The following is a 26,951-nucleotide window of genomic DNA, read 5'->3' on the forward strand; positions in this document are numbered from 1 at the left end:
TATGGCAAATCAAAATCAGGCGGATTGCGCGGCTTCTGCTATCATTTTCGGATGAACAATGCAGCCGAATGCATCATCGCCGGATAAATGCTGCGCCGAAAGGGAAATAAGCGCTTTTTTTACATTCCATGTCTTGTGGTTACTTGTGATTCGAACATCATCCGGCTTATAGGCAACTAGAAGCGATTGTTTTCCAACCGTTTTTGCCGGCACAAGCCGGACGCGTCCGGCCCATCCATCCGGCAGCACCGTTTTTCCTTCCATTAGCCGGTCCGCATCTTCCGCAAGGGCGGCAACTTCTTCCGGAAGCTTTTCTCGGATCGGCACGATAGAGACAACCATTACCGGCAGCTGCGTCAGCGGATCATACAGCTGGTTGCCGCTGTCTACGAGGCCTTTTAAGGTAAAATCGCAATCCTCGATGCGGATGTGCACTTCAACAAGCTGGTCGTACTTGATTTGTGCCGCCTCAATTCCCTTGATCCGGTTCTTTGAAAAAACCCATGCAGCCGGAATCCCGATGACAATGAATGTCCAGCTGACCGGGTCGCCGAATCCCCTGGTGCTTGCAAGCAGTGCATTCACCTCCATTTGAAAATGGAAGCTTAAAAAATAGTGGACACCGATCAGTATGCCCCCCATCAGGAATGTGGCAAAATAAAAGGTAAGCAAATTGGAAAAAAAATAGCGCCATCTTTTATAGCCGAAAACCGCAAACACCATGGCTACAGAAAAGGCCAGTTTCATAAACGGATTGCCGGCAAAACGGGAAAGTGAAGAGGTGAAACCCATGATGATAATACCTGAACCGATGAGGCCGCCCAACAAAATCCGGAACAGGCGCACTTTCCGCTTTAAAGCGATGCTTGTCAGCCATAAAAGCAGGCTGTCTGCAAGCAAATTCAATAGCCAAATGGCATCCATATATACTACCAACCGCATCCCCCCTGCACACCGGCTTTCCCATTTACGGGACGAGGGCTGCCGCCTTTTGCGCCCCGCCCCTCTTTGTACGGCTAGTATACCGCATGAACGGCATAAAAGTATGTCAGTTCCTGCTGGCAAAAAAATAGAACTTTTCATTTTTTTATTCGAAAACTGTCAGTGTATCGGAAAACCGGTTCCCGTTTCACGATATAAAAAAGAGCCCGCCGCCACTTAAGGCAAACACCTTTTTGCGGGGACAGGCCTTTTCCATTATTTTCTTCTGTTCCGGTTTCTTAAGAACGTCGGAATATCCAATGTATCTTCGCTGTACTGAACCGCACGGCCGGGATCCGGCTGGGGCTCTTCGTGTTTCGTTTCACGCTTCACCTGGTTTAAAGCCGGTTTTGCTTGCCCAAACGGCGCGCGCTGCTGTTTTGCCGCCTGTGCTTCTTCATTAAAGCCGGTTGCAATTACCGTTACAACGATTTCATCCTTCAGACTGTCATTGATAACAGACCCGAAGATCATGTTCACTTCCTGGTCCGATGCCGAAGCGACAATATCGGCTGCTTCCTGTACTTCATACAAACTTAAATTCGTACTTCCGGTAATGTTCATCAATACGCCTTGCGCGCCATCGATAGATGTTTCAAGCAACGGGGATGAAATGGCTTTTTTCGCCGCTTCCTGCGCACGGTTTTCACCGGAGGCAATCCCGATCCCCATAAGAGCGGATCCTTTATTCGTCATGATCGTTTTGACATCTGCAAAATCAAGGTTGATCAGACCCGGTACAGCAATCAGGTCGGAAATCCCCTGGACACCCTGGCGCAGCACGTTATCCGCTTCCCGGAACGCTTCAAGCATCGGCGTGCTTTTGTCGACAATTTCAAGAAGCCGATCGTTTGGAATTACAATTAAAGTGTCTACCGCTTCTTTCATGGCATTGATCCCGCCTGCAGCCTGAGTGGCGCGCTTGCGGCCTTCAAACGTAAACGGCCTTGTGACAACGCCGACAGTTAAAGCACCCAATTCTTTTGCAATCTGCGCAATAACCGGTGCTGCCCCCGTTCCGGTTCCGCCGCCCATTCCGGCCGTTACAAACACCATATCCGCGCCCTTTAAAGCTTCCTCAATTTGTTCTTTGCTTTCTTCGGCCGCTTTCCTCCCCACTTCCGGATTCGCCCCGGCGCCCAGCCCGCGCGTTAATTTTGCGCCGATCTGCATTTTGATTTCGGCTTTTGAAAGGTTCAAAGCCTGTGCATCGGTGTTGACCGCAATGAACTCAACACCCTGCAAGTCATGTTCAATCATGCGGTTGACGGCATTGTTGCCGCCGCCGCCAACCCCAATTACTTTTATGGTTGCTAAAGAGTCTAAATTTGTATCGAACTCCAACATTCACTAATCCTCCTAATTCGTATTGCATATCGTTGTTCCGGCCCTGCCGCTTCCGGAAGGCAATTCCACGCCGCGTTTTTGTTTTGACACTGGCTACTCGAAAAACAGGCCAAAGAATTTTTTCATCTTGGACGAAATTTTTTCTTCCTGCCTTGACTCTTGTTTTGGCTTTGGCTTTGATTGCGGCTTTTTGGCCGGTTTCGGCTCTGCATACTCCATCCCCGCCGCCACCGCATGGGAACTCACATTCCTTCCCTGCAACCGAGCGTGCCTGCAAGCGTACTGGATCAATCCCACCGCCGTCGTATACTGCGGTTCGCGGACACCGATATAGTCCGGAATGGCAACTCTTACGCGGCTTTGAAAGACGCTTTGTGCGAGTTCAGGCACGCCGGGCATGTTTGCGGTGCCTCCTGTCAAAACAATTCCTCCCGGCAAATCATGGATCCCGATTCTTTTTAGCTCCTGCTGGACAAACAAAAAGATTTCTTCTAATCTAGCTTCTATAATATCAGAAATTTGCAATTGGTTAAATTGTTCTTTTTGTTCGCTGCCGATAATCTGCACATCGAAAACATCGTCTTCCAGCGCATCCGGGCTGAATGCATGCCCGTGTTTCAGTTTTATCCTTTCCGCATCCTCTGTTGAAGTTCTTAAACAAATAGACAAATCTTTTGTAATATGGTCTCCCCCGACAGGCAAAACACTCGTCGTTTGGATATGGCCATTTTCAAAAACAGCCAAAGTTGTGGATCCGCCACCGATGTCAACCAATACGGTCCCAAGTTCCATCTCGTCTTTGGATAACGCAATGGCACCTGCTGCCAGCGGCTGTAAAACAATTTCCGCAATGGTAAGGCCAGCCCTTTCAACGCAGCGCAATGTGTTATGTAAGATTGTTTTGGAAGTGGTCACAATAACCCCTTCCACCTCTAACCTGACGCCGATCATCCCGCGAGGATCATGAATTTCGTCCAAACCGTCCACAATGAATTGCTTTGGAATGACGTTAACAATCTCTCTTTCGGGAGGAATAGAAAGCACTTGCGCCGCATCCATTACTCTTTGTACATCCCCATCTGTTATTTCACGGTTTCCACTCTGCACGGCCACAACCCCATGGCACGGCTGCAGCATCACATGATTGCCCGCAATGCCGACGATCACATGGTCAATTTTCATGCCGACCATTCTCTCCGCCTGTTCAATTGCACGCCTGATCGACAGGACGGTTTCATCTATATCTACAATTGAACCCTTCTTAATGCCCTCGGACCTGACATTGCCAACCCCGATGATATTTAATGAATCATTGGCCATTTCGGCAATGATGACTTTCGTGGTAGATGTACCGATGTCAAGACTCACATAAATTTCACTGTTGTTCATACTGCGGCACCTCCCTTTGCCTTTCTATCAATCTATCCGCCTGAATTATGATCACCAAATAAAAAAGAAATCCGTCCGCAAACGGGCCGTTTCCGTTGTTCCAGTCTGATCAACCCGCCTGCCTTCCCCATTACAGAAGAATAATATAAAGTAAGTATTCTTCATTAGAATGAAATTCCCTTTTTTCAATCGGAACTTTTTTCATTTTCTTTTGATAAGCAAAATATTACCAGCCGTAAACCCAACGGCTTCTAAAATTTGGTTCCATCATAAGTCTACACTAAGATGAACATTGAGAAAAGCGAAATATGCAAGATTACCGGTCATTCTTTTCCGTGTCATAAGCTTTAAAATATGATCCGACTTCAAGGTCGATGACGCCTTTTTTGCCAGGTCCGATCTGGCTGATAATGGAAGGGTAATGGACCATTTTCTCGGCAAACGTCGCGATGCTTGCCCGTACTTCGAAACCGTTGTTCATATAAAGCGTGACAAGCCCATCATCAACTTTCGAAGGGGAATACCGGACTTCCGAAATGGCATTCGTTATCGAATCCGGCAGTTTTTGCATCTGCCCGATCATATCATGCAAATGCCGATCCTGTCGAAAGCCCGAAAAAATCAGGCTGTCGGCCGGGATATTGCGAATGGCGCGGCGGACGATCCGGCCGTTGTCCAATACCGGCAAAAAACGCCCCTGTTCCTGCAAATAACCGATTTTCTCATGTTCTTTCACCTTTATGTACAGATTATTCGGCAGGGCAATGCCCACTTTTACAGATTCAATTTCAGGAATTTGGCCAATTTTCTTTTGAATGGCTTCTTTATGGATATTCCAAATGTTTGTACTGGTTGTCACGCCGCTTTTTTTCAAAATCAATTGCCTGCCGACCGCCTCATTTCCTTCAATCCGGATATGATGGACGCGGCTGAGCGGGGACTCAAGATAAATAATCAGCATAACCAGGGTAAAAAAAGTAGACAAGAGCATGATCAGCCTCCGGTTAGTTTTGCGCCGGCGCTGCTGCTTCAATTTTGGAATCCGGTCTTCTATCGATACGATGTTTTTATTGGAGCGCGCCATCTTGCTCCTCCCTTCATTCTTCCGCCAGCCTTTATTTCGTTCCTGCGGCCAGGTTTTCCATCACTTCATACAGTCTCCAGGAAGCATCGCGGATCCCGAGGTTGCGCGAAGCCATCCGCATTTTGACCAGCTGGTCCTTATCGAGCAAAATCCGGTCAATTAAGGACACCAGTTTTGACGGGGATAAATCTTTCTCCAGCAGCATAAGCGCTGCACCGCTTTCCACAAGCGTCCGCGCATTCTTTTCCTGGTGATTATTGGTCACATAGGGGCTTGGAATTAAAATACCCGGCAGGCCAAGTGCCGTTAATTCGGCAAGCGTCGTTGCCCCCGCCCTGGAAACAACAAGGTCAACCGCACGCAGTACTTCCGGCATATTATGGATGAACGGCACCACTTTGACATTGTCTTTTTCATCAATCAAGGCAATTTCTTTTTGGACGGCCTCGTAATGGACATCACCCGTCACATAAATCACCTGGTATTTTTTCTGTGCAAAATTGGCAAGTGATTTTACAACCGCTTCATTAATCGGTCTTGCACCGCGGCTTCCGCCGAAAATGAGGACGGTCGGGGGCTCCTTTTTTAGGCCGAACGTCTCCAGAACATTCCGGCTGCTTTCCCCCACAACTTCCGAAGCGCGCGGATTGCCTGTCAGCACAACTTTTTTTTCATCAAAAAATTCTCTTGCCGATTCAAAGCAAATCGCCACTTTATCGACATACCGGCTTAAAAATTTATTCGTTAATCCGGGCACGCTGTTTTGCTCGTGGATCATCGTTGGAATGTTCAATTTGGCAGCTGCATATACCACCGGGCCGCATACATAGCCGCCGGTCCCGATCACTACGTCCGGCTTAAATTCCTTAATGATTTTTTTGCATTGGCTGACCCCTTTGAGAAAGCGGACAACCGTTTTAATATTTTCAAATGATAAGGACCGCTTAAAGCCCGTAATGTGGATCGATTTAAACGGGATGTTTTCCCTCGGCACGAGATTGGACTCCAGGCCTCTATCCGTTCCGATATATAAACATTCCGTATCTGGATGTTTTTGCTTAATGGTTCTGATCAAGGCCAGCGCAGGGTAAATATGCCCGCCGGTCCCGCCCCCGCTTACAATAATTTTCATTTTTTCCACCTCAAACTAATATCCATTTGCAATATTTTAATATAGTATGTTTGGAACATTCATTTTTCTATAATACTATATTTTAAACTACAATGGGGCCCCAGTAAAACGATTATTAATAAAATGTTAACGGGATGTTAAATAAAAAAAGAACCCCTTTTGAGGGATTCTTTATCCGCTTACAGACGGGAATGGCGGCTGATGTTTAAAAGCACGCCGATCGCCACAAGCATTAAAGTTAAAGAAGATCCGCCGTAGCTGATAAACGGCAGCGTGATCCCGGTAACCGGCATCAGACCGATGACCACGCTGATATTGATCACGACCTGGATCGCAATCATCGAAATAATGCCGACCGCAAGCAGGCTCCCGAACAAATCCGGCGCCCCGAGCGCGATCCGGATCCCGCGCCAGAGCAAAAGGGTGAACAAAACCAGGACAAAAGTCCCACCGATAAACCCGAGCTCTTCCGACAAAATCGCAAAAATAAAATCGTTTTGCGGCTCGGGAAGATAGAAAAATTTCTGTTTGCTTTCCCCGAGCCCCATGCCGAACAGCCCGCCCGGCCCGATCGCAAACAGCGACTGGATAATTTGGAATCCCGTCCCCCGCGGATCGGACCACGGATCCAAAAAAGAAGTAATCCGCGCCATCCGGTACGGCGCCGATAAAATCAAACCAACAAAGCCGGCAAGCCCGAGCATCCCGAGCATCACGAAATGTGCAATACGCGCACCTGCGACAAAAATCATGACAATACATGTCCCGAACATCACCGTCCCCGTCCCGAGGTCCGGCTGCAGCATAATCATCGCAAAGGCAATAAAAACAAGGCTTAATGCGGGCAGCATCCCTTTTCTAAAAGACGTGACGTACTTTTGGTTTTCCGATAAAAATTTTGCCAAAAAGGCAATCAGTGCCATTTTAATAAATTCGGACGGCTGGATGGAGAAAGCGCCGACCCCGATCCAGCTCCTCGACCCGTTCCGCTCAAGCCCGATGCCGGGAATCAAGACGAGCACGAGCAAAACAAAACATATGATCAGGATCGTTTTCGCCCATGCGCGCCACGTCCAGTAATCGATGCGCATGACCAAAAACATCGCCGCGACGCCGAGCCCTGCAAAAAGCAGCTGCCGCTTCAGGAAATAAAAAGAATCATGAAATTTGTAATCCGCCACAATTTCGCTCGCGCTGTACACCATAATCAGGCCGACCGCCAGCAAAGATAAGGTGGCGATGATCAACAAAAGATCGGGATTGTTTTTTTTCGACGGCATCCGCGAACACCCCAGAAAAGAATTAGGGCCGTAGAAGTGCCGCACAGGCGGCGGAAAAACCGGCGTGCGGAGCAAATAGCCATTCGTCCAAGCCCTTATCTTAACTTATGCACGGCGTCGACGAAAATATCACCACGAATTTCAAAAGATTTATACTGGTCCCAGCTTGCGCATGCGGGAGACAACAGAATAACATCGCCCGGCTCAGATAATTCCCAGGCAACCGGAACGGCTTCTTCCACATTCTCGACGCGCAGGACGACCGGAATGCCAGCTTTTTTTGCAGTGCTTTCCAGTTTCGGCGCAGTTTCCCCGAACGTGATCAAAGCCTTTACATATTTCAGACTCGGGATCAGTTCGTCAAACCCGTTTCCTCGGTCAAGCCCCCCGGCCAGCAAAATCACCGGCTGATGGAATGCTTTCAGCGCGGCTTTGCAGGCGAGAATATTCGTTGCTTTTGAGTCGTTGTAAAATTTCCGGCCTTCGATTTCGCCGATGTATTGTGTACGGTGCTTAACACCTTTAAAAGTCTTCAGCACTTCGCGGATTGCTTCATCACTAGCACCCATTAATTTCGAAGCCGCCACAGCCGCCAAAATATTTTCCAGATTATGGTCACCCGGCAGGACAACTTCGCTGCGGTCCATCATTTTTTTGCCCTTCCACATGATGCTGCCGTCTTTTATGGACGCTCCGTCCTCCAAATATTCCTTTGTGGAAAACGGAATGATTTTTGCTTTCGTAAATGAAACGAGATCCCACAGATCCGGCTGGGCATGGTTCAGGATGAGAAAATCGTCTTCCGTCTGGTTCCTTGTAATATTTGATTTTGCTTTTGCATAAGCTTGTTTTGTCCCATGGTAATCGAGATGGGCTTCATAAATATTCGTAATGATGGCAATATGCGGCCTGAATGTTTGAACGCCCATCAGCTGGAAAGACGACAATTCCACAATCATCTGCTGGTTTGCTGTTGCTTTTTGCGCCACACTTGAAGCCACCGTGCCGATGTTCCCGGCAATTAACGGATCAAGGTTCCGGTCTGCCTTAAAGATTTCATAAATCAGCGTCGTCGTCGTTGTTTTTCCGTTTGTGCCCGTAATCCCGACCATTTCACATTCCGCAATTTTATAAGCCAGTTCGATTTCGGTTATGACCGGGATGCCTTTTTCAATCGCTCCCGCAACGAGCGGGTTTGTGTACGGGATGCCCGGATTTTTTACAATCAGTTCAAATCCTTCGTCCAAAAGTTCAATCGGATGGCTCCCGCAAATGACTTTAATCCCCTGCTCCAAAAGCCCTTGCGCTTCTGCATTCTCTTCCAGCGGCTTGTAGTCGTTGACCGTCACAAATGCCCCGAGCTTATGCAAAAGCGAGGCCGCACTCACCCCGCTTTTTGCCAGCCCCAGCACCAATACTTTTTTATGCTCATAATCTTTTATATTTTTCATATTACATCCACACCTCGATATAAATTCCTAAAATCGCACACAACAGGCCTACCGCCCAGAATGTAACGACCACACGCCATTCAGACCAGCCGGCCAGCTCATAATGGTGGTGCAGCGGGCTCATCCTGAAAATCCTTTTCCCCGTTGTCTTAAATGATATCACTTGCAGAATAACAGACAAGGTTTCGATGACAAATACGCCGCCAATCACGATCAAAAGGATTTCCAGATTGGTCAGGATCGATACTGTTGCAATCGCACCGCCAAGCGCCAGCGATCCGGTATCGCCCATAAATACTTTTGCCGGGTGCGCGTTAAAAACGAGGAACCCGAGCACCGCCCCGACAACAGCGACACAAAACAACGCCACGTCCACCTGCGACTGGTTCCATGCCAAAACGGCGAATGCACCAAAAGCAATCGCTGCCGTCCCGGATACGAGCCCGTCAAGCCCGTCTGTCAGATTGACTGCATTGGAAAATCCGACGAGCCACAAAATGATCACCACGAAATAAAACCAGCCGAGATGGACCGATTTGTCCGTAAACGGAATGGAGACTTCCGAAGATAAGTGGAACTGCCGGAAAATCACATAAAAAATCACCGCAACGATAATCTGACCGAGCAGCTTCTGCTTCGAAGTTAGCCCGAGATTCCGCTTCATTACCACTTTAATAAAATCATCCAAAAATCCGAGCAGCCCGAAACCAATCGTCACCAATAAAAGCAGATACGTCTTGACGGTCGGTTCCGAAAATTTTCCGCTCATGATCAAAGTTGCCGCAACAATCGAAAGCAGGATAATCACCCCGCCCATTGTCGGCGTCCCGGATTTTTTCTGGTGCGATTTCGGTCCTTCTTCCCGGATGCTCTGACCGAATTTTAATCTTCTTAAAAAAGGGATAAACACAGGAGAGAGCAGCACAGAAATAAGGAAAGCCATGAGCGTCGTAAAAAAGATCACTTGCTCCATCATGCCTTTCCCCTCCCTTTCCAGCGATTGCAAGCTTGAAGCAGCAAAGCCTTGCCTTCCCGGCCGGCCAAATCATATGTATGAGGCTTCATGTCCCGGCATTCCGGGCCGTAAAAAATAAAAGATGTCTTCATATCAAAATCCTTGCTTTCTATTTGTTTAAGATAATATTGCACAATTTTTAAGAAGGCGGCATCAAAACCTTCCGCCGCAAACAGCGGAAAATCATTCGGGATATATCGCGGAACCGGCGTATCCTTTTTCCAAAGCGCCGTGATGGCCCCGCTTGCAATTGCCCTGTTGATGTCCGGCTCCCCGTTCAGCGGAATATACAATCCTTTCGGCTGCTTTTTATCCGCAAACACGCTGACAGTTGCAAATTGCAGCGTAAAATCTTTTATTCCGTGCACCAAACTGAAAAGATGGTTAACGTCCCCAAAAGATAACATACTTTCACCGCTCCTTTATCATATCCAGTGCAACTTTCCGGTCATCAAAATCATGCACTTCATTGCCGATGACTTGATACGTTTCATGACCTTTTCCTGCGATCAGCACGACATCCCCAGCATGCGCGCGGAGAATGGCCGCTTTGATCGCTTCCCTGCGATCGGGGATCACATCGTATTTTTGGCCCTCAGCGCCCTTTTCCATATCGCACAAAATGTCGAGTGGATCTTCACTGCGCGGATTATCCGATGTAAAAATCGGATCGGTTGCGTACTTACAGGCGATTTGGGCCATGATCGGCCTTTTCGTTTTATCGCGGTCGCCACCGCAGCCTACGACGACAAAAATGTTTTTCTTGGCAAACTGCCTGATCGTTTTTAACACATTTTCCAGGCTGTCCGGCGTATGCGCATAGTCAACGATAACGGTAAAATCCTGGCCGCCTTTTACGAGTTCAAACCGGCCGCGCACGCCTTCCATTTGTTCAACGGTTTTGATGATCGAGTCAAGCGGGACATTGGAAATATAGCCCGCTGCGACGGCTGCCAGCACATTATAAACGCTGAATTTCCCGGCAAGCTGCAGGTTGATTCCCCGCTTTTCATAAGGCGTAACAAGTGTAAACGCAGTGCCTCCCGCATCCATTACGATATTTTGTGCCATGAAATCCGCCTCATGTTCGATACCGTACGTAATCACAGGTGCTGCAGTCACCTGTTCAAACTCTTTTGAGGCAGGGTCATCCACATTTAAAACAGCATATTTCGGCCTGCTTTGCGGATAGGAATTGCCGAGCTGCGAAAACAATAAACTTTTCGCGCGCCGGTATTCCGCCATAGTTTTATGGTAATCGAGATGATCCTGCGTCAAATTCGTAAAAACAGCGATATCATAATCGCAGCCGTGCACCCTCCCTTCAACCAGAGCATGTGAGGATACTTCCATGACACAGTCTGTTACGCCGCGCTCCACCATCTCATGGAATGTTTTTTGCAGCGTCAGGCTGTCTGGTGTCGTGTTTTTCGTTTTCAATGTTTCATCGCCGATTTTCATATACATCGTGCCGATCATGCCGGTACTTCTGCTTGCGTCCCGGTAAATCTTTTCGATGATATGGCTGGTCGTCGTTTTCCCGTTTGTTCCGGTAATGCCGACCAAATGGAGTTTGCGCGACGGCTGCCCGTAAAACATATCGGCAAGGATGGCCATCGCACGTTTCGTATTGCGGACAACAATGACCGGCACACCCACATTGAGCGGCTTTTCGGCCAAAATGGCGGCCGCGCCCCTTTTTTCCGCATCTTCCGCGAAATTGTGCCCGTCAACGGTATAGCCTTTGATACATATAAACAGGCTGTTTTTTGTAACCAGCCGGTTATCCTGGACAAGCCCGGTAATTTCCGGATTTTCTTCAGGCACTTTGGCAAACGGCAATGCCCGCATTAATGTATGTAAATCCACTTTTCTCAACCCTTCCTATTGCAAAAACAATGCAGCTAAAGTTCCCGATTGAACAAAGTCCTTTTCTATTGTACAAAAAAAACGGCCATTAAGCTATGAAGCATGGCATTTATTTTAAAAAAGTACGGATTTAGGGCCCGGCAAGTGGGAAAATCCGGCTAAAAGGGGCGGCAGGCTTGGGGTGCCGCCCCTTTTTTCACTTCATATAAATCCGGATGGTCGAACCTTCCTCCACTTTGGCGCCGGGTTCCGGGGATTGTTTGATGACTTTATCGCCGGATCCGCTGACATCAAGTTTAAAGTTATAATCATCGTTCAGAATGTCATTTTTTGTCTGCCCGATCAAATCCGGCACCGTTACGTTTGGCGTTTCAAAATAGCTTTTTTCTTTTTCCATCTGTTTTTTTACAGGCTTGATGCCCATCGCGCGCAGGCTGTCTCCGATAATGGTCCCTGCAATTGGCGCGGCGACCTGTCCGCCGAACTGAACTGTATTTTTCGGATTATCGACAGCCAAATAAACGACGATTTTTGGATTGTTCGCCGGAGCAAAACCGATGAAAGACAAAATATAGTTATTTTCTAGGTAGCGCCCGTTTTTTGCTTTTTGCGCCGTTCCCGTTTTGCCGCCGATCGGGTAGCCGTCAACGTATGCATTTTTTCCAGTTCCTTGCGCCACAACGGTCTCAAGTGCATAGCGGATTTGTTTTGACGTGCTTTCCGAAATAACCCTTCTTTTTGCAACCGGCGTTTTCCGCATCACCACTTCCCCTGTTGCGGGATCAACCAATTCTTTCGCAATATAAGGCTTGTAAAGAATGCCGCCGTTAATGGCAGCCGACACCGCCGCAACCTGCTGGATCGGCGTGACGGATACCCCCTGGCCGAAAGCGGTCGTTGCCAGTTCGACTGGGCCGACCTTGTTTGAATTAAACAAAATACCAGAAGCTTCTCCCGAAAGATCGATGCCGGTTTTTTCCCCAAACCCGAATTTGCGGATATAATTAAACAGCGTCTTTTTCCCTAATCTTTCACCGAGCTCTACAAAGCCTGGGTTACACGAATTTTGGACGACTTCAAGGAAGGTTTCGCTGCCGTGCCCGCCTCTTTTCCAGCAGTGCAGCGTTACGCCGCCGACTTCCACGGCACCGGAGTCGTAAAACTTATCTTTTGTCAAATTCACTTTCTTTTCTTCAAGCGCTGCGGCAAGGGTGATGATCTTAAATGTCGATCCAGGCTCATATGTGCTCCATATCGGCAGGTTGCGATTGTATACTTTCTGGGGAACATATTTGTAATTGTCCGGCCGGTATGTCGGCCTGCTCGACATGCCGAGGATTTCCCCCGTATTCGGATCCATCGCAATCGCAATCAGCCCGTCCGGATGGTATTTCTTTTCCGCATTATCGAGCTCCCGTTCAATAATCGTCTGGACTTTTGTATCGATCGTGAGTTTTAAATCCAGCCCGTTTTTCGGGGGCTCATATTCATCGGACATGTCCGACATCTTTTTCTTCCCCTTCGCATCGGTGTAAAACTCGACAGCCCCTTTTTGCCCGCTCAATGCATCGTCATAATACAATTCCAGCCCCGTCACCCCCTGGTTGTCGGCACCGGTAAACCCAAGCACATGGGAAAGATAACTGCCGAACGGATAATACCGTTTTGAATCTTCCGCGATATAGACGCCGGAAAGCCCGAGTCTGCGCACGGCATTTGCTTTTTCATTGCTGATTTTCCTTCCTTCTTTGATTCTGACAATCGAAGTCGCTTTTGTAATTTCTTTATAAATGTTTTCCCGGTCGGCTTTCAGGACATTTCCCAATTTTTCAGCCGTTTTGGACGGATCTTTTACCTGCCTTGGAATGACGAATATTGTCGGGGCACTTTGATTAATGGCAATCGGCACGCCGTTTCTATCCACTATTTTTCCCCTCTTCCCTTCAAAAGGAATGCTCCTGCTCCATAATTCTTTCGCCCTGTTCGTCAACATGTCCCCAAGCCCAAACTGTACATACCCGAGCCGGACGTCCATAATGCTGAAAATAACAATCCCGGACAACAAAATAAAAACAAGCCGCTTTCTTACCGTAACATTTGATACACGCTTCAAGACCGCGCCTCCTTATTCGTCCGAACTTTTTTCAATCGACCGTATTGAAGCCGGACAGGCAGTCCCCCTGTTGCCTTTACACCCATTTATATGCTTGTACTTTTCCTGCTAGTACATTCTCTAGACACGGAGTTGCGGGGTGCATGAAAAAAGCAAGCCTGGCGTATGGCTTGCTTTTTTCATCATTTATGGATTCTCAAACCTCACAGTTATGGTCTGCCCGGATTTTACTTTTGATTTTGCCGGAATACTTTGAGATACGGCGTAGCCTTCCCCGTCCATTTTTAAGCGGAGCCCGAGCAGTTTCGCGGCGCTTGTCACGTCACGCTTTGACCATCCGCTGAAATCCGGGATGATCATCTTGCCGTTTGTTTTCAGGAGCACTTTCCCGTCCGGCAGCAGTTTCTCTTTTGTTTCCGGCAGCTGACCCGTTATAGTATCGCCGTCGCCGAGCACGACAGGCGTCAGTTTTAAAGCTTTCGCTTCCGACTCCGCATCCTGCCGACCTTTGCCGGTAAAGTCCGGAAGCGCCACGGTACTTGCGGTTCCCATTTTTTCCGGCTTAATGTTTAAATACTGCAGACTGTTTTTCATAATCGGGTTAAACAGGTCTTTTACCGGTTCGCTTCCAAGCTCGCCCGCTTTTAAATGGGGCTGCTGGACAAGGGCGTAAACGATCAGTTTCGGATCATCTTTTGGCGCCATTCCGAGAAACGAAAAAATGTAATTGTCCGTGCCGGTCATATACCCGCTTCCGTTCGGGTTCGGAATTTGCGCGGTCCCGGTTTTTCCGGTAACAGAATAACCCGGAATATTATAGGCCGTTCCGGTACCTGTTTTTTTGTTCGTCACAACCGTGCGCAAATAATCACGGACCTTTTTGGCCGTTTCCGCGCTGATCGGATTGCCGACAACAGTCGGTTTCGTTTCTTTTACTTTCCCGTTATCGGGGTTGACCACTTTTTCAACAACATACGGCTTCATCATTTTTCCATCATTGGCGATTGCTGTTGCCGCTTGTACCATCTGCAAGGCGGTGACGGTCGTGCCCTGGCCGAATGTGGTCGTATACCGTTCAATCGCGTAATTGTATAAAATTTTCCCGGAAGCTTCGTTCGGCAAGCCGATTTTCGTCGGCTTCCCGAAACCGAATGCTTCCAAATACTGCTTGAACTTATCTTGTTTAATATAATCGAGCAGCGTAGCAAACGCGACGTTTGAGGAGCGCTGCAGGCCTTCGAGGAAGGTGATTCTGCCCCAGCCTACGCCGCCATTATGGTCCTTGATCGGGGTCGGGACATTTTTTACACGGAATTCCCCCGACTTGTATGTCGCATACGGGTGGAAGACGCCTTCCTGGACGGCCGCCGCGAGCGTAAAGATTTTCATTGTCGAGCCCGGCTCATAGGCGGTTTCGACTGCTTCGTTATGCCATGAAGCGCTCAAGCCTTCCCTCGTTTCCGGGTTGAATGTCGGCCGCTGCCCCATCGCCAAAATTTTTCCGGTTTTTGGGTCAGCGACGATGACAACGGTTTTTTTCGGGTTATATTCCTTCTGCACCTTGTTCAAAGCGTCTTCAACGAAAGACTGGATCTTTTTATCAATCGTTAAATACACATCTTCCCCATCTTTCGGTTTTGTAACCTTTTTGCTTGAGTTCGGCAGGATATAACCCCAAAAATCTCCTTCATATTTGATTTTCCCGTCTTTTCCCTGTAAGGCGCTGTTCATGCTTTTTTCAATGCCCATCACGCCTGTCAGCTGGGCGCTGTTGCTGCTTTTTTGGGCGTAACCGACCAAGTGCGAGGCAAACGCACCGTTCGGATAAGCGCGTTTTGAAGCAGGTTCAAATACGATCCCGGGGAGGTTCAATTTTTCAATTTTCTGTTTGACTTGATAGGAAATATCCTCACCGGCTTTTCCAAACTCAACCTGGAACCGCCCTTTCCGCGTCAACAACTCATAGATTTTCGATTCGGGCATGTCGATATATTTGGCGAGGGCTTCTGCGGTTTTACGGGGGTTGACTACATGTTTCGGATGGCTCGGGTCGATCGTCGCTTTTGGGCTCAAAATGGCGACCAAATTATAGGAAACAACATTTTCGGCTATGGGATCCCCGTTGCTGTCGTATATGTTGCCGCGCTGCGCTTGGATGACGCTTGTCCGCATATATTTTTTGGCCGCCTTGGCCGCCAGCACTTTCCCATCGACCTGACCGGTAATTTCAATCGTCAAAAACCTTACAGTAATGATAAAAAAGGACAGACCGAATATTATAAATAATATCGCTGCCCCCGTATTTGTATTCAGTTTTCTTGATCTCATTTATTTTCAACAACCTTGACATTATTCTCATCAAGCTTTAAGCCAAGTTCCTTCGCTTTTTCGTAAATGCGGTCATAGCGGCTTAACTCGCTTACCTGCATTTTCAAATCATCGGTGACTTTGTTTTTGCTTTGGATCGTTGTTTTCGTGTTTTCGATCGATTTGTTGACATTATAGATGGCGGCTTCCGTCGAAACAATCCGGACCCCCATAAACACAACGAACAAAACAAAAATGCTTGCGATGATCTTTTCCCCTAAAGTGATTTGCGCTCTTCTTTTGACAGGCTGCAGCCTTGTTTCAACCTGCTTCTGCCGTTCTATTGTTGTTTTAGGCTGTCTTGCTAAATTGCTCAAAATGCTCCCTCCTTTTTTCCCTTAACATTTTTCCGCAATGCGCAGTTTAGCCGACCTTGACCGGTTGTTTCCGCCCACTTCTTCTTCGCTTGGAACGATGGGTTTTTTGGTGATGATTTTTAAAGCGGGCTCATATGCTTTCGGTATGACAGGCAGTCCGTGTGGCAAATCTTTCACACTGCTGTTTTCTTTAAATATATTTTTGCAAATGCGGTCTTCCAAAGAATGAAAGGTGATAACGCTGATCCGCCCGCCCGGTTTCAAAAGCGCGATGGCATCCGTTAATGATTCTTCAAAAGCGGACAATTCGTCGTTCACGGCAATCCGGATCGCCTGGAACACCCTTTTGGCCGGATGCCCGCCTTTTCTTCTCGCAGGTGCGGGGATCGCTTTTTTAATAATATCGGCGAGCTGGCCGGTTGTTCGGATGTTTTCTTTTGCACGGTGCGCTTCTATTTTTCGGGCGATTTGTTTTGAAAATTTTTCTTCCCCGTAGCGGAAAAAGATGCGGACCAGATCCTCATACGACCAGTGGTTTACGATTTCGTATGCAGTAAGCGGCGAATCGAGGTCCATCCTCATATCAAGCGGCGCATCGTGCTGGTAGCTGAACCCGCGTTCCGGCGTATCGAGCTGCGGGGACGAAACGCCCAAATCGTACATGATTCCGTCAACCTTTTCCACGCCGCGCGCTTCCAATTCCGTTTTTAAATGCCGGAAATTGCTTTTAATCAATGTTATTCTGTTTAAATCGTTTTGGAATTTTTCCCTGGCATGCTGAATCGCAGTTTCATCTTGGTCGAAAGCGTAAAGACGGCCTTCCCCCGACAGTTTCGAGAGCAGGTATCCGCTGTGGCCCCCGCCGCCAAGCGTACAGTCGACGTATATCCCATAAGGTTTAACATTGAGCCCGTCGACCGCCTCTTTTAACAATACTGTTGTGTGTTCAAACATATTAGGTCTCCTATCCAATCGAAGCAGTTAAAGGTCAAAATCAATGAGGTTCTCCGCAATTTCCGCAAAAGACTCCTCCGATTTTGAAAAATATTCTTCCCATAAACCTTTGCTCCAAATCTCAATTCGATTGGAAACACCGAGCACGACGCATTCTTTTTCCAATTGGGCATATGCAAGGAGCGGAGCCGGGATATTGATGCGTCCCTGCTTGTCCCACTCGCATTCGGTCGCCCCTGAAAAGAAAAAACGTGTAAATGCGCGTGCATCTTTTTTCGTTAATGGTAGGGATTTTAGTTTTTCTTCAACCAATTTCCATTCATCCATGGGATAGCCGAATATGCAGCGGTCAAGCCCGCGCGTGATAACAAATGTATCGCCAAGCTGTTCACGGAATTTGGCCGGAACAATCAGGCGACCTTTTGTATCGATGTTATGCTGGTATTCTCCCATGAACATAGTCGGCGCCTCCCACTTCATATTAATAATTTACCACAATCCCCCACCTTTCACCACTCTATTTTTTATATTCTCCCCTGTGCGGAAATTTCCTGCATTTGCACAAAAAAACCGGCCCCATACGAAGCCGGTTAAATTTTCACCAATTTATGCGTGCCGTCAAACGTGTACGGCAACGACAGAAGGTCACGGATCAAATTTTTTCCATATTTGTTCAGAAAATAAAAAATATTCCATACCCTTTCCTGTGGGATACCGTCCGGTCGCAGCGCACGTTCAATCCGCGCATATTTTTCAAGCATCACATCATGCTTCCGTTCGATATCCTCATTGATTTTCCGCTGCAAAAAAGCAAGCTGGTTGAGATGGAAGTTCAAGTTTTTGCGGGCAAGCGGCTCAAGCCCTTTACTGACAGCGGATAGAATCGCATCATATTGGGTTTCAAGCATCGCTTCCGTTTCACTGATTAAGGCATCCAAATTTTCATCTTTAACGGAATTCCAGTACGCTTGCCGTTCTTCCGCTGTTCCGTGCTTTAACACCTGTTCGATCTCGAGTCCAAGTTCCTTAATATCCCTTTGGATGGAACGTTCCAGCAGGGTGATGTTCAGCCGCGGCACCAAGGGCGGCATCAGGAAGCCGATTTTCTCAAATGCCTGCTTCAGTTCACCCCAATAGGCAATTTCTCCCGGCCCCCCGATAAATGCGAGGCTTGGAAACAGCCATTCCTGCATAAGCGGCCGCGTCACGACATTATTGCTTAAACGTTCTGGAGTTTGGCGGGAAATTTCCAACAATTGTTCTTTTGTAAAAAAGACGCTGCCGTTTTTCCCGGTAAATCCGCCTTGTTCCGGGTCATATTCGAGCAGGATGCGCTCCGTCCCATCGTAATAAAAAAGGTTCAGCGCCCGTCGCGAGATGTCGATTGCTTTCGGGAATTCGAACTTAGCCATTTTTTCCTGCTGCGCAAATACCGCTGCCGTAATCGTTTCATATTCCCGGATGATCCGCACGAAAAACGGCGCCTCTATTTCCCGCAGGCGCGGATCGGCCGAATCAATCAGAAGCACGCCGTATTCATGAAAAAGATCATGGACGATAAATGCGAAAGCATCGGTCAAGCTTTCGGACTGGTCCACAAATTTTTCAAGCTGGGCAAGAACCTTTTTTGTATGTTTTGTTTCTCCGAATGTTTCAAATACTTTATGTATCCATTTTTTTAAATGGGCACGATCCGGCTTTGTATCGGAAATCATTTTTTTCTGAAGCGGCCCTTCGGTATAGTTTAATTTTTTCAAGCTTCTGCCGCACACGGTAAAAACATGGTTCACTTCCAAATAATCGTGGTCCTCGCCCGCAATCCAGAAGACGGGCACGACCGGGATGTGAAGCGCTTCCTCCTGCATCTGGGCAAGCTTGATGATCGATATAAGTTTATGGATCGTATAAAGCGGCCCGGTTAAAAGCCCGGCCTGCTGGCCCCCGATCACAACGGCAGCGTTTTCCTGCCTTAATTTTTGCAAAGACCGGTGTATCTCCGGTGTAATACCAAATTTCTCCATAAAACGCCTGATACAATCTGCAAGCTGCTCCCGGGGAAACGTCCGTTTTTGTAAATCTTCCACTCTTCTTTGAAAAAAAGAAGAATCCATTATATCATAATGAAAAAAATCCTTTACAGGAGGCTTTTGCTCTAAGTAAAGGGAAGCAAACCGGTTCGTTGCTGGAATTGAAAAGTTTTCCAGTTCCATCAATAGATTCTTCCTTTCTTGTCATCATTGATTTTCTCATTGAGTATAGCATTTTTGCGAAAAAAAGGAAAAAAGACTGCTTTAATTCCTTCTTTCCATCCCTTTCACCATTTCATACAGCGCGGCCGATACCGGAATTTCCTTTTCCTTCCGGGCAGCGGTTTCAAGCATAAACCCGAGAATGGCGTCAATTTCGGTCCGCGCCCCTTTTTTCACATCTTTCAGCATGGAGGATTCATTTTCTTTCGTATTCCGGCAGATGCCGGTGACTTCCTCCCACATTTCTTGCCTTGAAAGCTTTGGAAAAAGCGCGATCAGCTCTTCAAAAACAGCACGGAACACGTTCGCATAATGCGGGTTTGTTAAAAGTAACCCGTTTTTCACTTTTAAAACAGCGGTCAAAGGATTGATCATGGCGTTGGCAAAGCATTTGCGCAAAAGCATGATTTCATAATCAGGAAGCAGCCGAAACGGAAAAACATCTGGCGCGGTTTCAAGCAGTGCGGCAATTCCTTCCCAATTTCCCCGGAAAAAAGCAAGATTCGTTTTTCCGCGGCCGTTTTGTGCAACCGTCACGGCATCGATGCGGGCGGCGCCGTGCTCCACCGTTCCGACAAGGATCCTTTCTTGCGGAAGTTCTTCCAAAAGTGGAAGATGGCCCATCCCGTTTTGCAAAAACAGCACCGGAATTGCGGTGTCCATTTTTTTCAATATGGCGGCCGCACCGCTTAAGTCGTACTGTTTTACCGTAACAATGACCAGTTCCTGCGTGCCGGGGGATACAGGCGTTTCTTGTGCTTTTACGGAGACGGTGAACGGGGACATGCCGCCTTTTACCGTGATCCCTTTTTCGTTTAACAGCCGCGCCTGTTCTTTTGTTCTTGGAAACATGGTCACTTCATGAAACTTGCCAAGCCAGCCGCCATACAATAAACCGACCGCGCCGGCGCCAATGATCCCGATTTTCATCGCAACCGCCCCTTTTCTGTCATTTCTTTTCCACATTTTATCAGGCAATTTCCGGCTTGGAAAGAAATTTTTACCGGAATAAAATTTCTTGCGATCGCTTACACGTATTTCTTTCATTCTTGCCGCCGTTTGTTATATAATTATAATAACAATAGGCTTTACGCGAACAGGCAGCGTACCATACGCAAGCCAAGGGACAGAACTTCAACGAGGGATAGGGGAATTGATATGTCTTATAAAGTGGAAAGGTTAAAAGTGAATTACAAAACGCTGGAAGAATTTAAACAGTTTAAAGAGTACGGGGCACAGGAACTGTCCATGCTGGAAGATTTACAGGATAATATCATTGAAGACAACTGCGATTCGCCTTTTTACGGCATTTATTTTGCCGATAAGCTGGTCGCGCGCATGAGCCTTTACGAACGGGATGCGAAATATGATTTATATTTTGACCCCCCTCAAAAATTTTTGGAACTGTGGAAGCTGGAAGTGCTCCCAAACTACCAATTTAAAAATTACGGGAGGGCGCTCGTTGATTTTGCTAAAAGCTTCGGGCTCCCGATTAAAACAAATGCCCGCCTGAAATCAAGGGGTTTTTGGGAAAAGATGGGATTCCAGCCCGTTTCCTATAATGTTGAGCGCGACTTGAGCGAAAACCCGTTTGTTTGGCTTCCGGAAGGCGTCAAACTGCAGGATGCCAAACAGGACAAAAAACAGGCCTCATCTTGATCCGCCAAAAAGAACCGGATCCCCGGTTCTTTTTTACTTATCACGGGGGTGCAGCCTAAAACGATTTACTTCTTTCCGCTTACCGGGAAAGAAAATAGTAGTGCATCATGCGAGATGGTTGACGGCATTCTTCCGCGTTTCCTTGTCAATTTGTTTTCTGATTGCTTTTAAAACCGGATGCCAGCCTGCCAGTCCTTTTCCGTACGACAAAATAAATTGATAGTCAAAGCCGGGCGGGTTTTTTCCCTGATTGTGCTGCAGGATCGTTTCCATTTTATCCAGCGCTTTAACCAGCATAGCTTCGCGGGATTCCCCCTGTTGTACTCCTCCCATAAGCTCAGAATCTTGCTCCGCAGCTCCGGCAACCCGACCGTAAGTTTTTCAATAGCAAGCCTTTCACGCTGCAGCTTTTTTTCACGGTCTTCTCCCACTACAGCAGAGATATCTCCGGCGTAAGCTTCACCAAGATCATGGACAAGGCACATCAGGATCACCCTGTCCATTTGGATACCGGGAAAATCTTCTGCGAGCGCAAACGCAAAGAGTGCCAGCCGGAATGTATGTTCCGCAACGCTTTCACGCCTGCCGTTTCCCGTCCACGCTGTCCGTTCAGCATCCTTGAGCCTTTCCAATTCTTTTACAAATCCGAGCACCTTCTCTACGTCTTCCATCCCGAATGAATACTCCCTCCAAGTTTTTCTCCAGTTTAACATATGTATCGGGAGAACATGGGCTGACAAGCAAAAATCCCCCGCTTTTATTAAAAATGCAGGGGAATATCCGTTATCTTTTATACTTCCTGCTCAACCAGTTTCCTCGCTTTTTCCATAATCGACAGAAGCGCGCTGTATTCTTTTTGCAGCTGCTCATGCTTTTCCCTTTCTTCCTGGTACATCACGAGCAGTTCCTCGTATTTTAATTTCCATTCATCGGCACCGCGCTGCACATCTGTAACTTGTTTATTCTCCTGTTTGCTTTTTTCAGCAATTTTCTGGAGAATACGAATGGCATCGAATAATGAAGCCTCGCTTTCCACGGCCTCCGTCGGCTTTTCCGCTTCCGAAGCCGTTTCCGCAGGTTCACGGATCAGCTTCTTCCTCTCTTTTCTCTGTTTTTTCGCCATTTCAATTTCGGCCTTGTACTGTTTCCTCACATAGGAATTCCATCTGAATCCGCATGCCGCGGCCGTGCGGTTCATTTGCTTACCTGCTTCTTCAAACGCCTGCAGCTGCGTGCTCCCTTCCCTGATATGGCGCAGAACGATTTCTGACAGCAGCAAATCTTCTTCCTGCGTCCAAGCATCCTGTCTGACTGTCGGCATATGAACCCCCCCAACCATTAATTAATACTATTCATATGCCGTTAATAGAAAAGATAGACTGGGAAGCTTGATAAAATTTCTACGGGGCAACAATGATTAAAAAAGCACGGGATGAACCTACCCCGTGCTCTTTTTCAATTATTTGTTCACAACATCTTTGCCTTTGTATGTCCCGCAGGATGGGCAAACGCGGTGCGCCATTTTCAATTCACCGCAATTTGGGCATTCGACCATGCCAGGCACTTGCAATTTGAAGTGTGTACGGCGTTTTCTTTTTGCAGTTTTAGAAGTTCTTCTGAAAGGTACAGCCATTCTTCCCACCTCCTTATAAGAGATAAGCAATAATGCAAGCCGAACCGTTTCGGTTATTTTTCAGAATCTTGTTCAAAAAATTTTGCCAGGCCGGCCAGCCGCGGATCCACCTTTTTTTCCGCCTGCTGCCCCATCTCCAAATACTGGTCCTCCGTCAACACTTGCCAGTTTTCGGTATGCGGAAGTTCTGCTTTTTTCGCTTCTTCGCTGAAAACCTGCATTGGAATGTCCAGCAAAATCAGTTCTTTCATAACCGGGATCAAGTCGATGACCTCATTTTCGGCAATATGCACTTCTTCATCTTCAGCGCCTTCATATTCAGAAGGCTCAAGAAGAAACGTTTCTGTCGATTTCAAATCAATTGGGTAATCCACATCGGCAAGAGTCCTAGCACAAGGCAACACGAGTTTCCCTTCAATATGAAGGTCAAACGTCACCCTGTCCCTGGAGACATTCCCATTGCCCGTTACTTGGAACAAAGAAGCCCCGCGGATTTCCGAATCCATTTCCATTAAATCTTTTGTAATGTCAACAGATTCATCTATATCAAAACTCTTGCCACGAAATTTTTGCAGCTGAATGGTAGACCATTTCACTTCAAATCACCCCAAGGCAACAAAGGTAATTATAGCTTTCCTTATACCGTTTGTCAATATTTTTCCTTTACATCCCATTATGCCCAAAACTGTTTCGTTTTCTGCAAGGCACTGCGTACGTACTTTTGGATATCGCATATTCCGGCTGCCACGCCCGGCCCGTCATTCCCGCATGAGCCAGTCAAATCGCAACCTTCAAAAAATCACCCCCCTGTAAAGATTGCTTTTTTTGACGGTTATGTTAAAAATAATTTATCACAGTCTGTACCGGAAAAAACATAGAAAGCATTCCAATTTTAAAAAGGAGGTCAAAAAAGTGATCAGTACCGGGATAATTGTGGAGTACAATCCCTTTCACAACGGGCATCTCCACCATATCCGCGAGGCGCGGCGGCTGACAGGGGCGGATTGTATCATCGCCGTCATGAGCGGCTATTTTATGCAGCGGGGGGAACCTGCGCTTGTTTCAAAGTGGGCGCGGGCGGAGATGGCGGTATTATGCGGCGCGGATTTGGTTGTGGAACTGCCGTATGCGTTTGCCGTGCAGCAGGCCGAAAGTTTCGGATCCGGTGGGATTGCCATTTTGGATGCTTTACAGTGCCGCAATTTCTGTTTTGGCAGCGAGTCCGGGGATATTGAAAAGTTCCGCCGGGCCGTATCGGTTCTGCTCAAAAACGAATCTGTTTTTAACACTTATGTCCGGTGCGGGATGAAAAACGGGATCAGCTACCCGCAAGCACTGGCTAACAGTTTAAACAAACTCGGGGCAGGAGATGTGCTCGATTTAAGTTCTCCAAATAACATCCTTGGGTTCCACTATATGCTTGCCGCTGCAAAGCAAAATACCGGCATGGAGGCCTTCACGGTCGCAAGGAAATCGGCACAGCACCATGACGAAGCGTTTGCGGATGAAACAATTGCAAGCGCGACCGCGATCCGGAAAACTTTGATGCGGGACAACGATCCGGCTTCAATCCGCACGGTGGTCCCGAAACAGTCTTATGCATTGCTTACCCGCTGCCTGAAAGAAACGGGAACCTTCCACCATTGGGGGATTTACTGGCCTTTTTTGCGCTACAGGCTCATTTCCGCCTCCCATGAAGAACTGCGCAACATTTACGAAGTGGAAGAAGGAATTGAGTACCGATTAAAAAAAGCGGCGATTGCCGCAGATGATTTTGAAAGTTTTATGAAAAAAGTAAAAACAAAACGGTATACATGGACAAGGATCCAAAGAATGTGCACCCATATTTTAACGAATACAACAAAAGATGAAATGAAAAGGCACGCGGCAAAGCCGGAATACATCAGGCTGCTCGCCATGAACGAAAAAGGGAGGGCTTATTTGCACCGTATCAAAAAAAATGTCCCTGTACCGGTGGTTTCCAAATTTTCGGCAAGTCTTGGACCGCTGATCGAACTTGATAGCAGGGCGGCGCAAATTTATGCGCTCCCCCTCACAAAAAACGGCAGGGATAACCTGCTCCACCGGGAATACAGCAGGCCGCCGCTCATGGTTGGCGAACCGTTGCGGTAAACCGAAAGCCCGCCGTACAGGGCAGGGCTTTCCGGTGTTATTTTTTCTTTTTCAGCCCGTTTAAATAGTCGAGGGCATCATCAAACGTTTTAACCGGAACGATTTTCATTTTTGTCCCGATGTCTTTTGCTGCCGCTTTTGCTTCTTCATAATTAGATTTTATGCCGGGATCCGCTTTTTTCATTTCCGGTGTAATTGTGTCATCCGGGGCAAAAAAGATTTCCGCCCCCGCTTTATCCGCCGCAATGACTTTTTTATCAATCCCGCCGATGCGGCCGACTTTCCCGTCCGTTGAAATTTCCCCGGTTCCGGCAATTTTATAGCCTTTCGTAATATCCTCCTTTGTGAGCTGGTTGTAAATTTCCAAAGTGAACATCAATCCGGCTGAAGGGCCGCCGATCTTTTCCGTATCCATTTTCACGCTTGGATCCGATGTAATCGAACGGTCGTCAACAAGGCTGATGCCGATCCCGGCTTTATTGTGGTTTTCCTTAAATTTTGCCAGCACAATTTCGGCTGTCTTTGTTTTTTTACCCCGCACATATGTGACCGTGATTTGATCGCCCGCTTTTTTCTTTGCGACAAAATTCGTAAACGCTTTGGAGGATTTATATGCATGACCGTCCACTTTCGTAATCCGGTCGCCTGCTTTTAACACTTTCGCGGCCGGCATCCCGTCGTAAACATTCAGTACATAAATTCCTTTATAATGGGAACGGAACGGTTTTTTCGCTTTCGTAAAGGCGACCTGAATTGCATTATGCTTTGAGTTTTCCATTAAATAAAGCTGGTACACATTAAACTCTTCATCGGTTTCGTTCTTATCCATGATCTCATCAACCGGGACAACATCCTCATGTTTTCTCAATTTTGCCCATATATACGTATACGGATTGGCGCGTCCCATGCGGACGGTTGTCAGCATAAATTTGCCTTTTTCCGGGTAGCCGCCCTTTACTTTAATGAGCGGGGCAAGCTGCAAGGCGCTGCCTGGCATTTCAATATAATAAGGCAGCGGCACAAAAGACAGCAGTGCGAGGGCCAAAACTGCAGCGATAAGGGCGCGCCGCCGGAATTTACGATGCTTCATTCATTCTGCTCCTTCCAGCTATTCATCGATTGCTTGATTTTCGGTACTGCTTTTTTTGCTGCTTCCTCTCCTATCTTAATGATTTGTTCCGCATTTGTAAAAGCCCTTGAACTGTACATTGAAGAGTCCGGGCGGATCATCACGTCAGCTTCCATTTTCCGGTTTTCGGCAATTTCCATTTGCATAATGTCAATACTCTGCATAATCACATCATATATATGGTGGATTTCCGCTTCCCTTTTTATGACGGCCACGTCCACTCCAACGACAATTTCGGCACCCATCCCTTTTGCGACAGAAACAGGGACGCGGTCAGCCACTCCACCGTCCACAAGGTAAAAGCCGCCGATCTTTTTCGGCACAAAAATACCGGGAATGGAAATACTGGCGCGCACCGCTTCTGCAACAGGCCCTTTTGTAAACACGACCTTTTTCCCGTTTGCGAGATTTGTCGCCACAACAGCAACGGGCGGGCGCAAATCCTCGAGCCTTTTCCTGTGCGTCAGCAATTTGATCAGCGCCTCTATTCTTTTCCCAGAAATCAGGCCCATTCTGCCGATTTTAAAATCCAAATAATATTTCCGTTTGAACGCGCCGGAAAGCTGCTGCATCTGCCGGACGGTCCGGCCTGCCCCGTACAGCGCGGCAACAAGCGCCCCGATGCTGCTTCCGGCGATCATGTCAATGGGAATCCCTTCTTCCTCCAGTACTTTCAAGACCCCGATATGCGCAAATCCCCTGGCGCCACCCGATCCAAGCGCCAATCCGATTTTCGGACGGTCCGCCATTGTCCCCCCTCCTCTTTTACGCCTCTTCCCGAACAGTTTATGGTCTAAATTTCAGGCCTATGAGTATATTGTTTTATAAGGACAAGCGACACAGAAAAAA

The 26,951-nt window shown here is 47.5% G+C and carries 25 protein-coding genes; 2 read left to right on the forward strand and 23 right to left on the reverse strand.

The genetic code is table 11. From position 1 onward, the window contains the following. Window positions 1–15: 15 nt before the first annotated feature. The 17 genes from spoIIGA to GBH70_RS12600 form a co-directional block, all read right to left on the reverse strand. Window positions 16–942, reverse strand: a complete 927-nt coding sequence (gene spoIIGA / locus GBH70_RS12520) for a sigma-E processing peptidase SpoIIGA (protein WP_151681358.1) — start codon at window positions 940–942, stop codon at window positions 16–18. A 255-nt stretch (window positions 943–1,197) separates the two neighbouring features. Continuing rightward, window positions 1,198–2,328, reverse strand: coding sequence for a cell division protein FtsZ (gene ftsZ, locus GBH70_RS12525; RefSeq protein WP_151681359.1), 1,131 nt, complete (start codon window positions 2,326–2,328; stop codon window positions 1,198–1,200). A gap of 93 nt (window positions 2,329–2,421) precedes the next feature. Continuing rightward, window positions 2,422–3,717 (reverse strand): cell division protein FtsA, encoded by a 1,296-nt coding sequence (ftsA, locus tag GBH70_RS12530; RefSeq protein ID WP_151681360.1) that lies wholly within the window; start codon window positions 3,715–3,717, stop codon window positions 2,422–2,424. 316 nt (window positions 3,718–4,033) lie between these two features. Beyond that, window positions 4,034–4,801 (reverse strand): cell division protein FtsQ/DivIB, encoded by a 768-nt coding sequence (locus tag GBH70_RS12535; protein ID WP_151681361.1) that lies wholly within the window; start codon window positions 4,799–4,801, stop codon window positions 4,034–4,036. Between the two features lie 31 nt (window positions 4,802–4,832). After that, the gene (gene murG / locus GBH70_RS12540) at window positions 4,833–5,933 is read right to left on the reverse strand and encodes an undecaprenyldiphospho-muramoylpentapeptide beta-N-acetylglucosaminyltransferase (protein ID WP_151681362.1); all 1,101 of its coding nucleotides are present in this window, start codon (window positions 5,931–5,933) and stop codon (window positions 4,833–4,835) included. A 179-nt stretch (window positions 5,934–6,112) separates the two neighbouring features. Next, complete coding sequence (gene spoVE / locus GBH70_RS12545; RefSeq protein ID WP_151681363.1) at window positions 6,113–7,213, reverse strand: stage V sporulation protein E; 1,101 nt, start codon at window positions 7,211–7,213, stop codon at window positions 6,113–6,115. A gap of 95 nt (window positions 7,214–7,308) precedes the next feature. Beyond that, entirely contained in the window at window positions 7,309–8,664 is a 1,356-nt protein-coding gene (gene murD / locus GBH70_RS12550; protein WP_151681364.1) for a UDP-N-acetylmuramoyl-L-alanine--D-glutamate ligase, read from the reverse strand. A gap of 1 nt (window position 8,665) precedes the next feature. Then, window positions 8,666–9,640, reverse strand: coding sequence for a phospho-N-acetylmuramoyl-pentapeptide-transferase (mraY, locus tag GBH70_RS12555; RefSeq protein ID WP_151681365.1), 975 nt, complete (start codon window positions 9,638–9,640; stop codon window positions 8,666–8,668). Next, window positions 9,637–10,086: a hypothetical protein gene (locus tag GBH70_RS12560; protein WP_151681366.1), complete on the reverse strand. Its 450-nt coding sequence runs from the start codon at window positions 10,084–10,086 to the stop codon at window positions 9,637–9,639. The genes mraY and GBH70_RS12560 overlap by 4 nt, the downstream gene beginning before the upstream one ends. A gap of 4 nt (window positions 10,087–10,090) precedes the next feature. Beyond that, window positions 10,091–11,548 (reverse strand): UDP-N-acetylmuramoyl-L-alanyl-D-glutamate--2,6-diaminopimelate ligase, encoded by a 1,458-nt coding sequence (locus tag GBH70_RS12565; protein ID WP_151681367.1) that lies wholly within the window; start codon window positions 11,546–11,548, stop codon window positions 10,091–10,093. A 196-nt stretch (window positions 11,549–11,744) separates the two neighbouring features. Continuing rightward, entirely contained in the window at window positions 11,745–13,661 is a 1,917-nt protein-coding gene (locus tag GBH70_RS12570) for a stage V sporulation protein D (RefSeq protein WP_151681368.1), read from the reverse strand. Window positions 13,662–13,847: 186 nt separating this feature from the next. Continuing rightward, a complete protein-coding gene (locus tag GBH70_RS12575) occupies window positions 13,848–15,989 on the reverse strand; it encodes a penicillin-binding protein (protein WP_151681369.1) in 2,142 nt (713 codons plus the stop codon). After that, window positions 15,986–16,345: a cell division protein FtsL gene (gene ftsL / locus GBH70_RS12580; protein ID WP_151681370.1), complete on the reverse strand. Its 360-nt coding sequence runs from the start codon at window positions 16,343–16,345 to the stop codon at window positions 15,986–15,988. Before ftsL ends, GBH70_RS12575 begins: the two co-directional genes overlap by 4 nt. A 21-nt stretch (window positions 16,346–16,366) precedes the next feature. After that, window positions 16,367–17,299, reverse strand: a complete 933-nt coding sequence (gene rsmH, locus GBH70_RS12585) for a 16S rRNA (cytosine(1402)-N(4))-methyltransferase RsmH (protein ID WP_151681371.1) — start codon at window positions 17,297–17,299, stop codon at window positions 16,367–16,369. A gap of 27 nt (window positions 17,300–17,326) precedes the next feature. Continuing rightward, window positions 17,327–17,758, reverse strand: coding sequence for a division/cell wall cluster transcriptional repressor MraZ (gene mraZ / locus GBH70_RS12590; RefSeq protein WP_151681372.1), 432 nt, complete (start codon window positions 17,756–17,758; stop codon window positions 17,327–17,329). A gap of 131 nt (window positions 17,759–17,889) precedes the next feature. Further along, a complete protein-coding gene (gene bshC, locus GBH70_RS12595) occupies window positions 17,890–19,509 on the reverse strand; it encodes a bacillithiol biosynthesis cysteine-adding enzyme BshC (RefSeq protein ID WP_151681373.1) in 1,620 nt (539 codons plus the stop codon). 81 nt (window positions 19,510–19,590) lie between these two features. After that, window positions 19,591–20,478 carry a 2-dehydropantoate 2-reductase gene (locus GBH70_RS12600; protein WP_151681374.1) on the reverse strand — a complete coding sequence of 296 codons (888 nt, stop codon included), beginning with the start codon at window positions 20,476–20,478 and terminating at the stop codon, window positions 19,591–19,593. 228 nt (window positions 20,479–20,706) lie between these two features. Between GBH70_RS12600 and GBH70_RS12605 the strand changes: the two genes are divergently transcribed. Then, window positions 20,707–21,207: an N-acetyltransferase gene (locus tag GBH70_RS12605; protein WP_151681375.1), complete on the forward strand. Its 501-nt coding sequence runs from the start codon at window positions 20,707–20,709 to the stop codon at window positions 21,205–21,207. Window positions 21,208–21,374: 167 nt separating this feature from the next. Here GBH70_RS12605 and GBH70_RS12610 read toward each other — a convergent pair whose 3' ends face one another. From GBH70_RS12610 to GBH70_RS12625, 4 genes are all read right to left on the reverse strand, one after another. Beyond that, window positions 21,375–21,878 (reverse strand): HD domain-containing protein, encoded by a 504-nt coding sequence (locus GBH70_RS12610; RefSeq protein ID WP_216643887.1) that lies wholly within the window; start codon window positions 21,876–21,878, stop codon window positions 21,375–21,377. A gap of 119 nt (window positions 21,879–21,997) precedes the next feature. After that, window positions 21,998–22,528, reverse strand: coding sequence for an RsfA family transcriptional regulator (locus tag GBH70_RS12615; protein ID WP_151681376.1), 531 nt, complete (start codon window positions 22,526–22,528; stop codon window positions 21,998–22,000). Between the two features lie 138 nt (window positions 22,529–22,666). Continuing rightward, window positions 22,667–22,840, reverse strand: a complete 174-nt coding sequence (gene rpmF, locus GBH70_RS12620) for a 50S ribosomal protein L32 (RefSeq protein WP_151681377.1) — start codon at window positions 22,838–22,840, stop codon at window positions 22,667–22,669. A gap of 53 nt (window positions 22,841–22,893) precedes the next feature. Then, the gene (locus GBH70_RS12625) at window positions 22,894–23,436 is read right to left on the reverse strand and encodes a YceD family protein (protein WP_151681378.1); all 543 of its coding nucleotides are present in this window, start codon (window positions 23,434–23,436) and stop codon (window positions 22,894–22,896) included. A 316-nt stretch (window positions 23,437–23,752) separates the two neighbouring features. Between GBH70_RS12625 and GBH70_RS12630 the strand changes: the two genes are divergently transcribed. Next, window positions 23,753–24,973 carry a nucleotidyltransferase gene (locus GBH70_RS12630; protein ID WP_253693867.1) on the forward strand — a complete coding sequence of 407 codons (1,221 nt, stop codon included), beginning with the start codon at window positions 23,753–23,755 and terminating at the stop codon, window positions 24,971–24,973. 37 nt (window positions 24,974–25,010) lie between these two features. On the opposite strand, the gene GBH70_RS12635 is transcribed toward GBH70_RS12630, so the two are convergent. Beyond that, window positions 25,011–26,063 (reverse strand): SepM family pheromone-processing serine protease, encoded by a 1,053-nt coding sequence (locus tag GBH70_RS12635; protein ID WP_151681379.1) that lies wholly within the window; start codon window positions 26,061–26,063, stop codon window positions 25,011–25,013. Further along, on the reverse strand, window positions 26,060–26,851 hold the full coding sequence (locus GBH70_RS12640) for a patatin-like phospholipase family protein (protein WP_151681380.1): 792 nt from the start codon (window positions 26,849–26,851) through the stop codon (window positions 26,060–26,062). The genes GBH70_RS12635 and GBH70_RS12640 overlap by 4 nt, the downstream gene beginning before the upstream one ends. Between the last annotated feature and the right edge of the window lie 100 nt (window positions 26,852–26,951).

The sequence above is a fragment of the Weizmannia acidilactici genome, from assembly GCF_008974225.1.
Taxonomy (GTDB): Bacteria; Bacillota; Bacilli; order Bacillales; family Bacillaceae_C; genus Weizmannia; species Weizmannia acidilactici.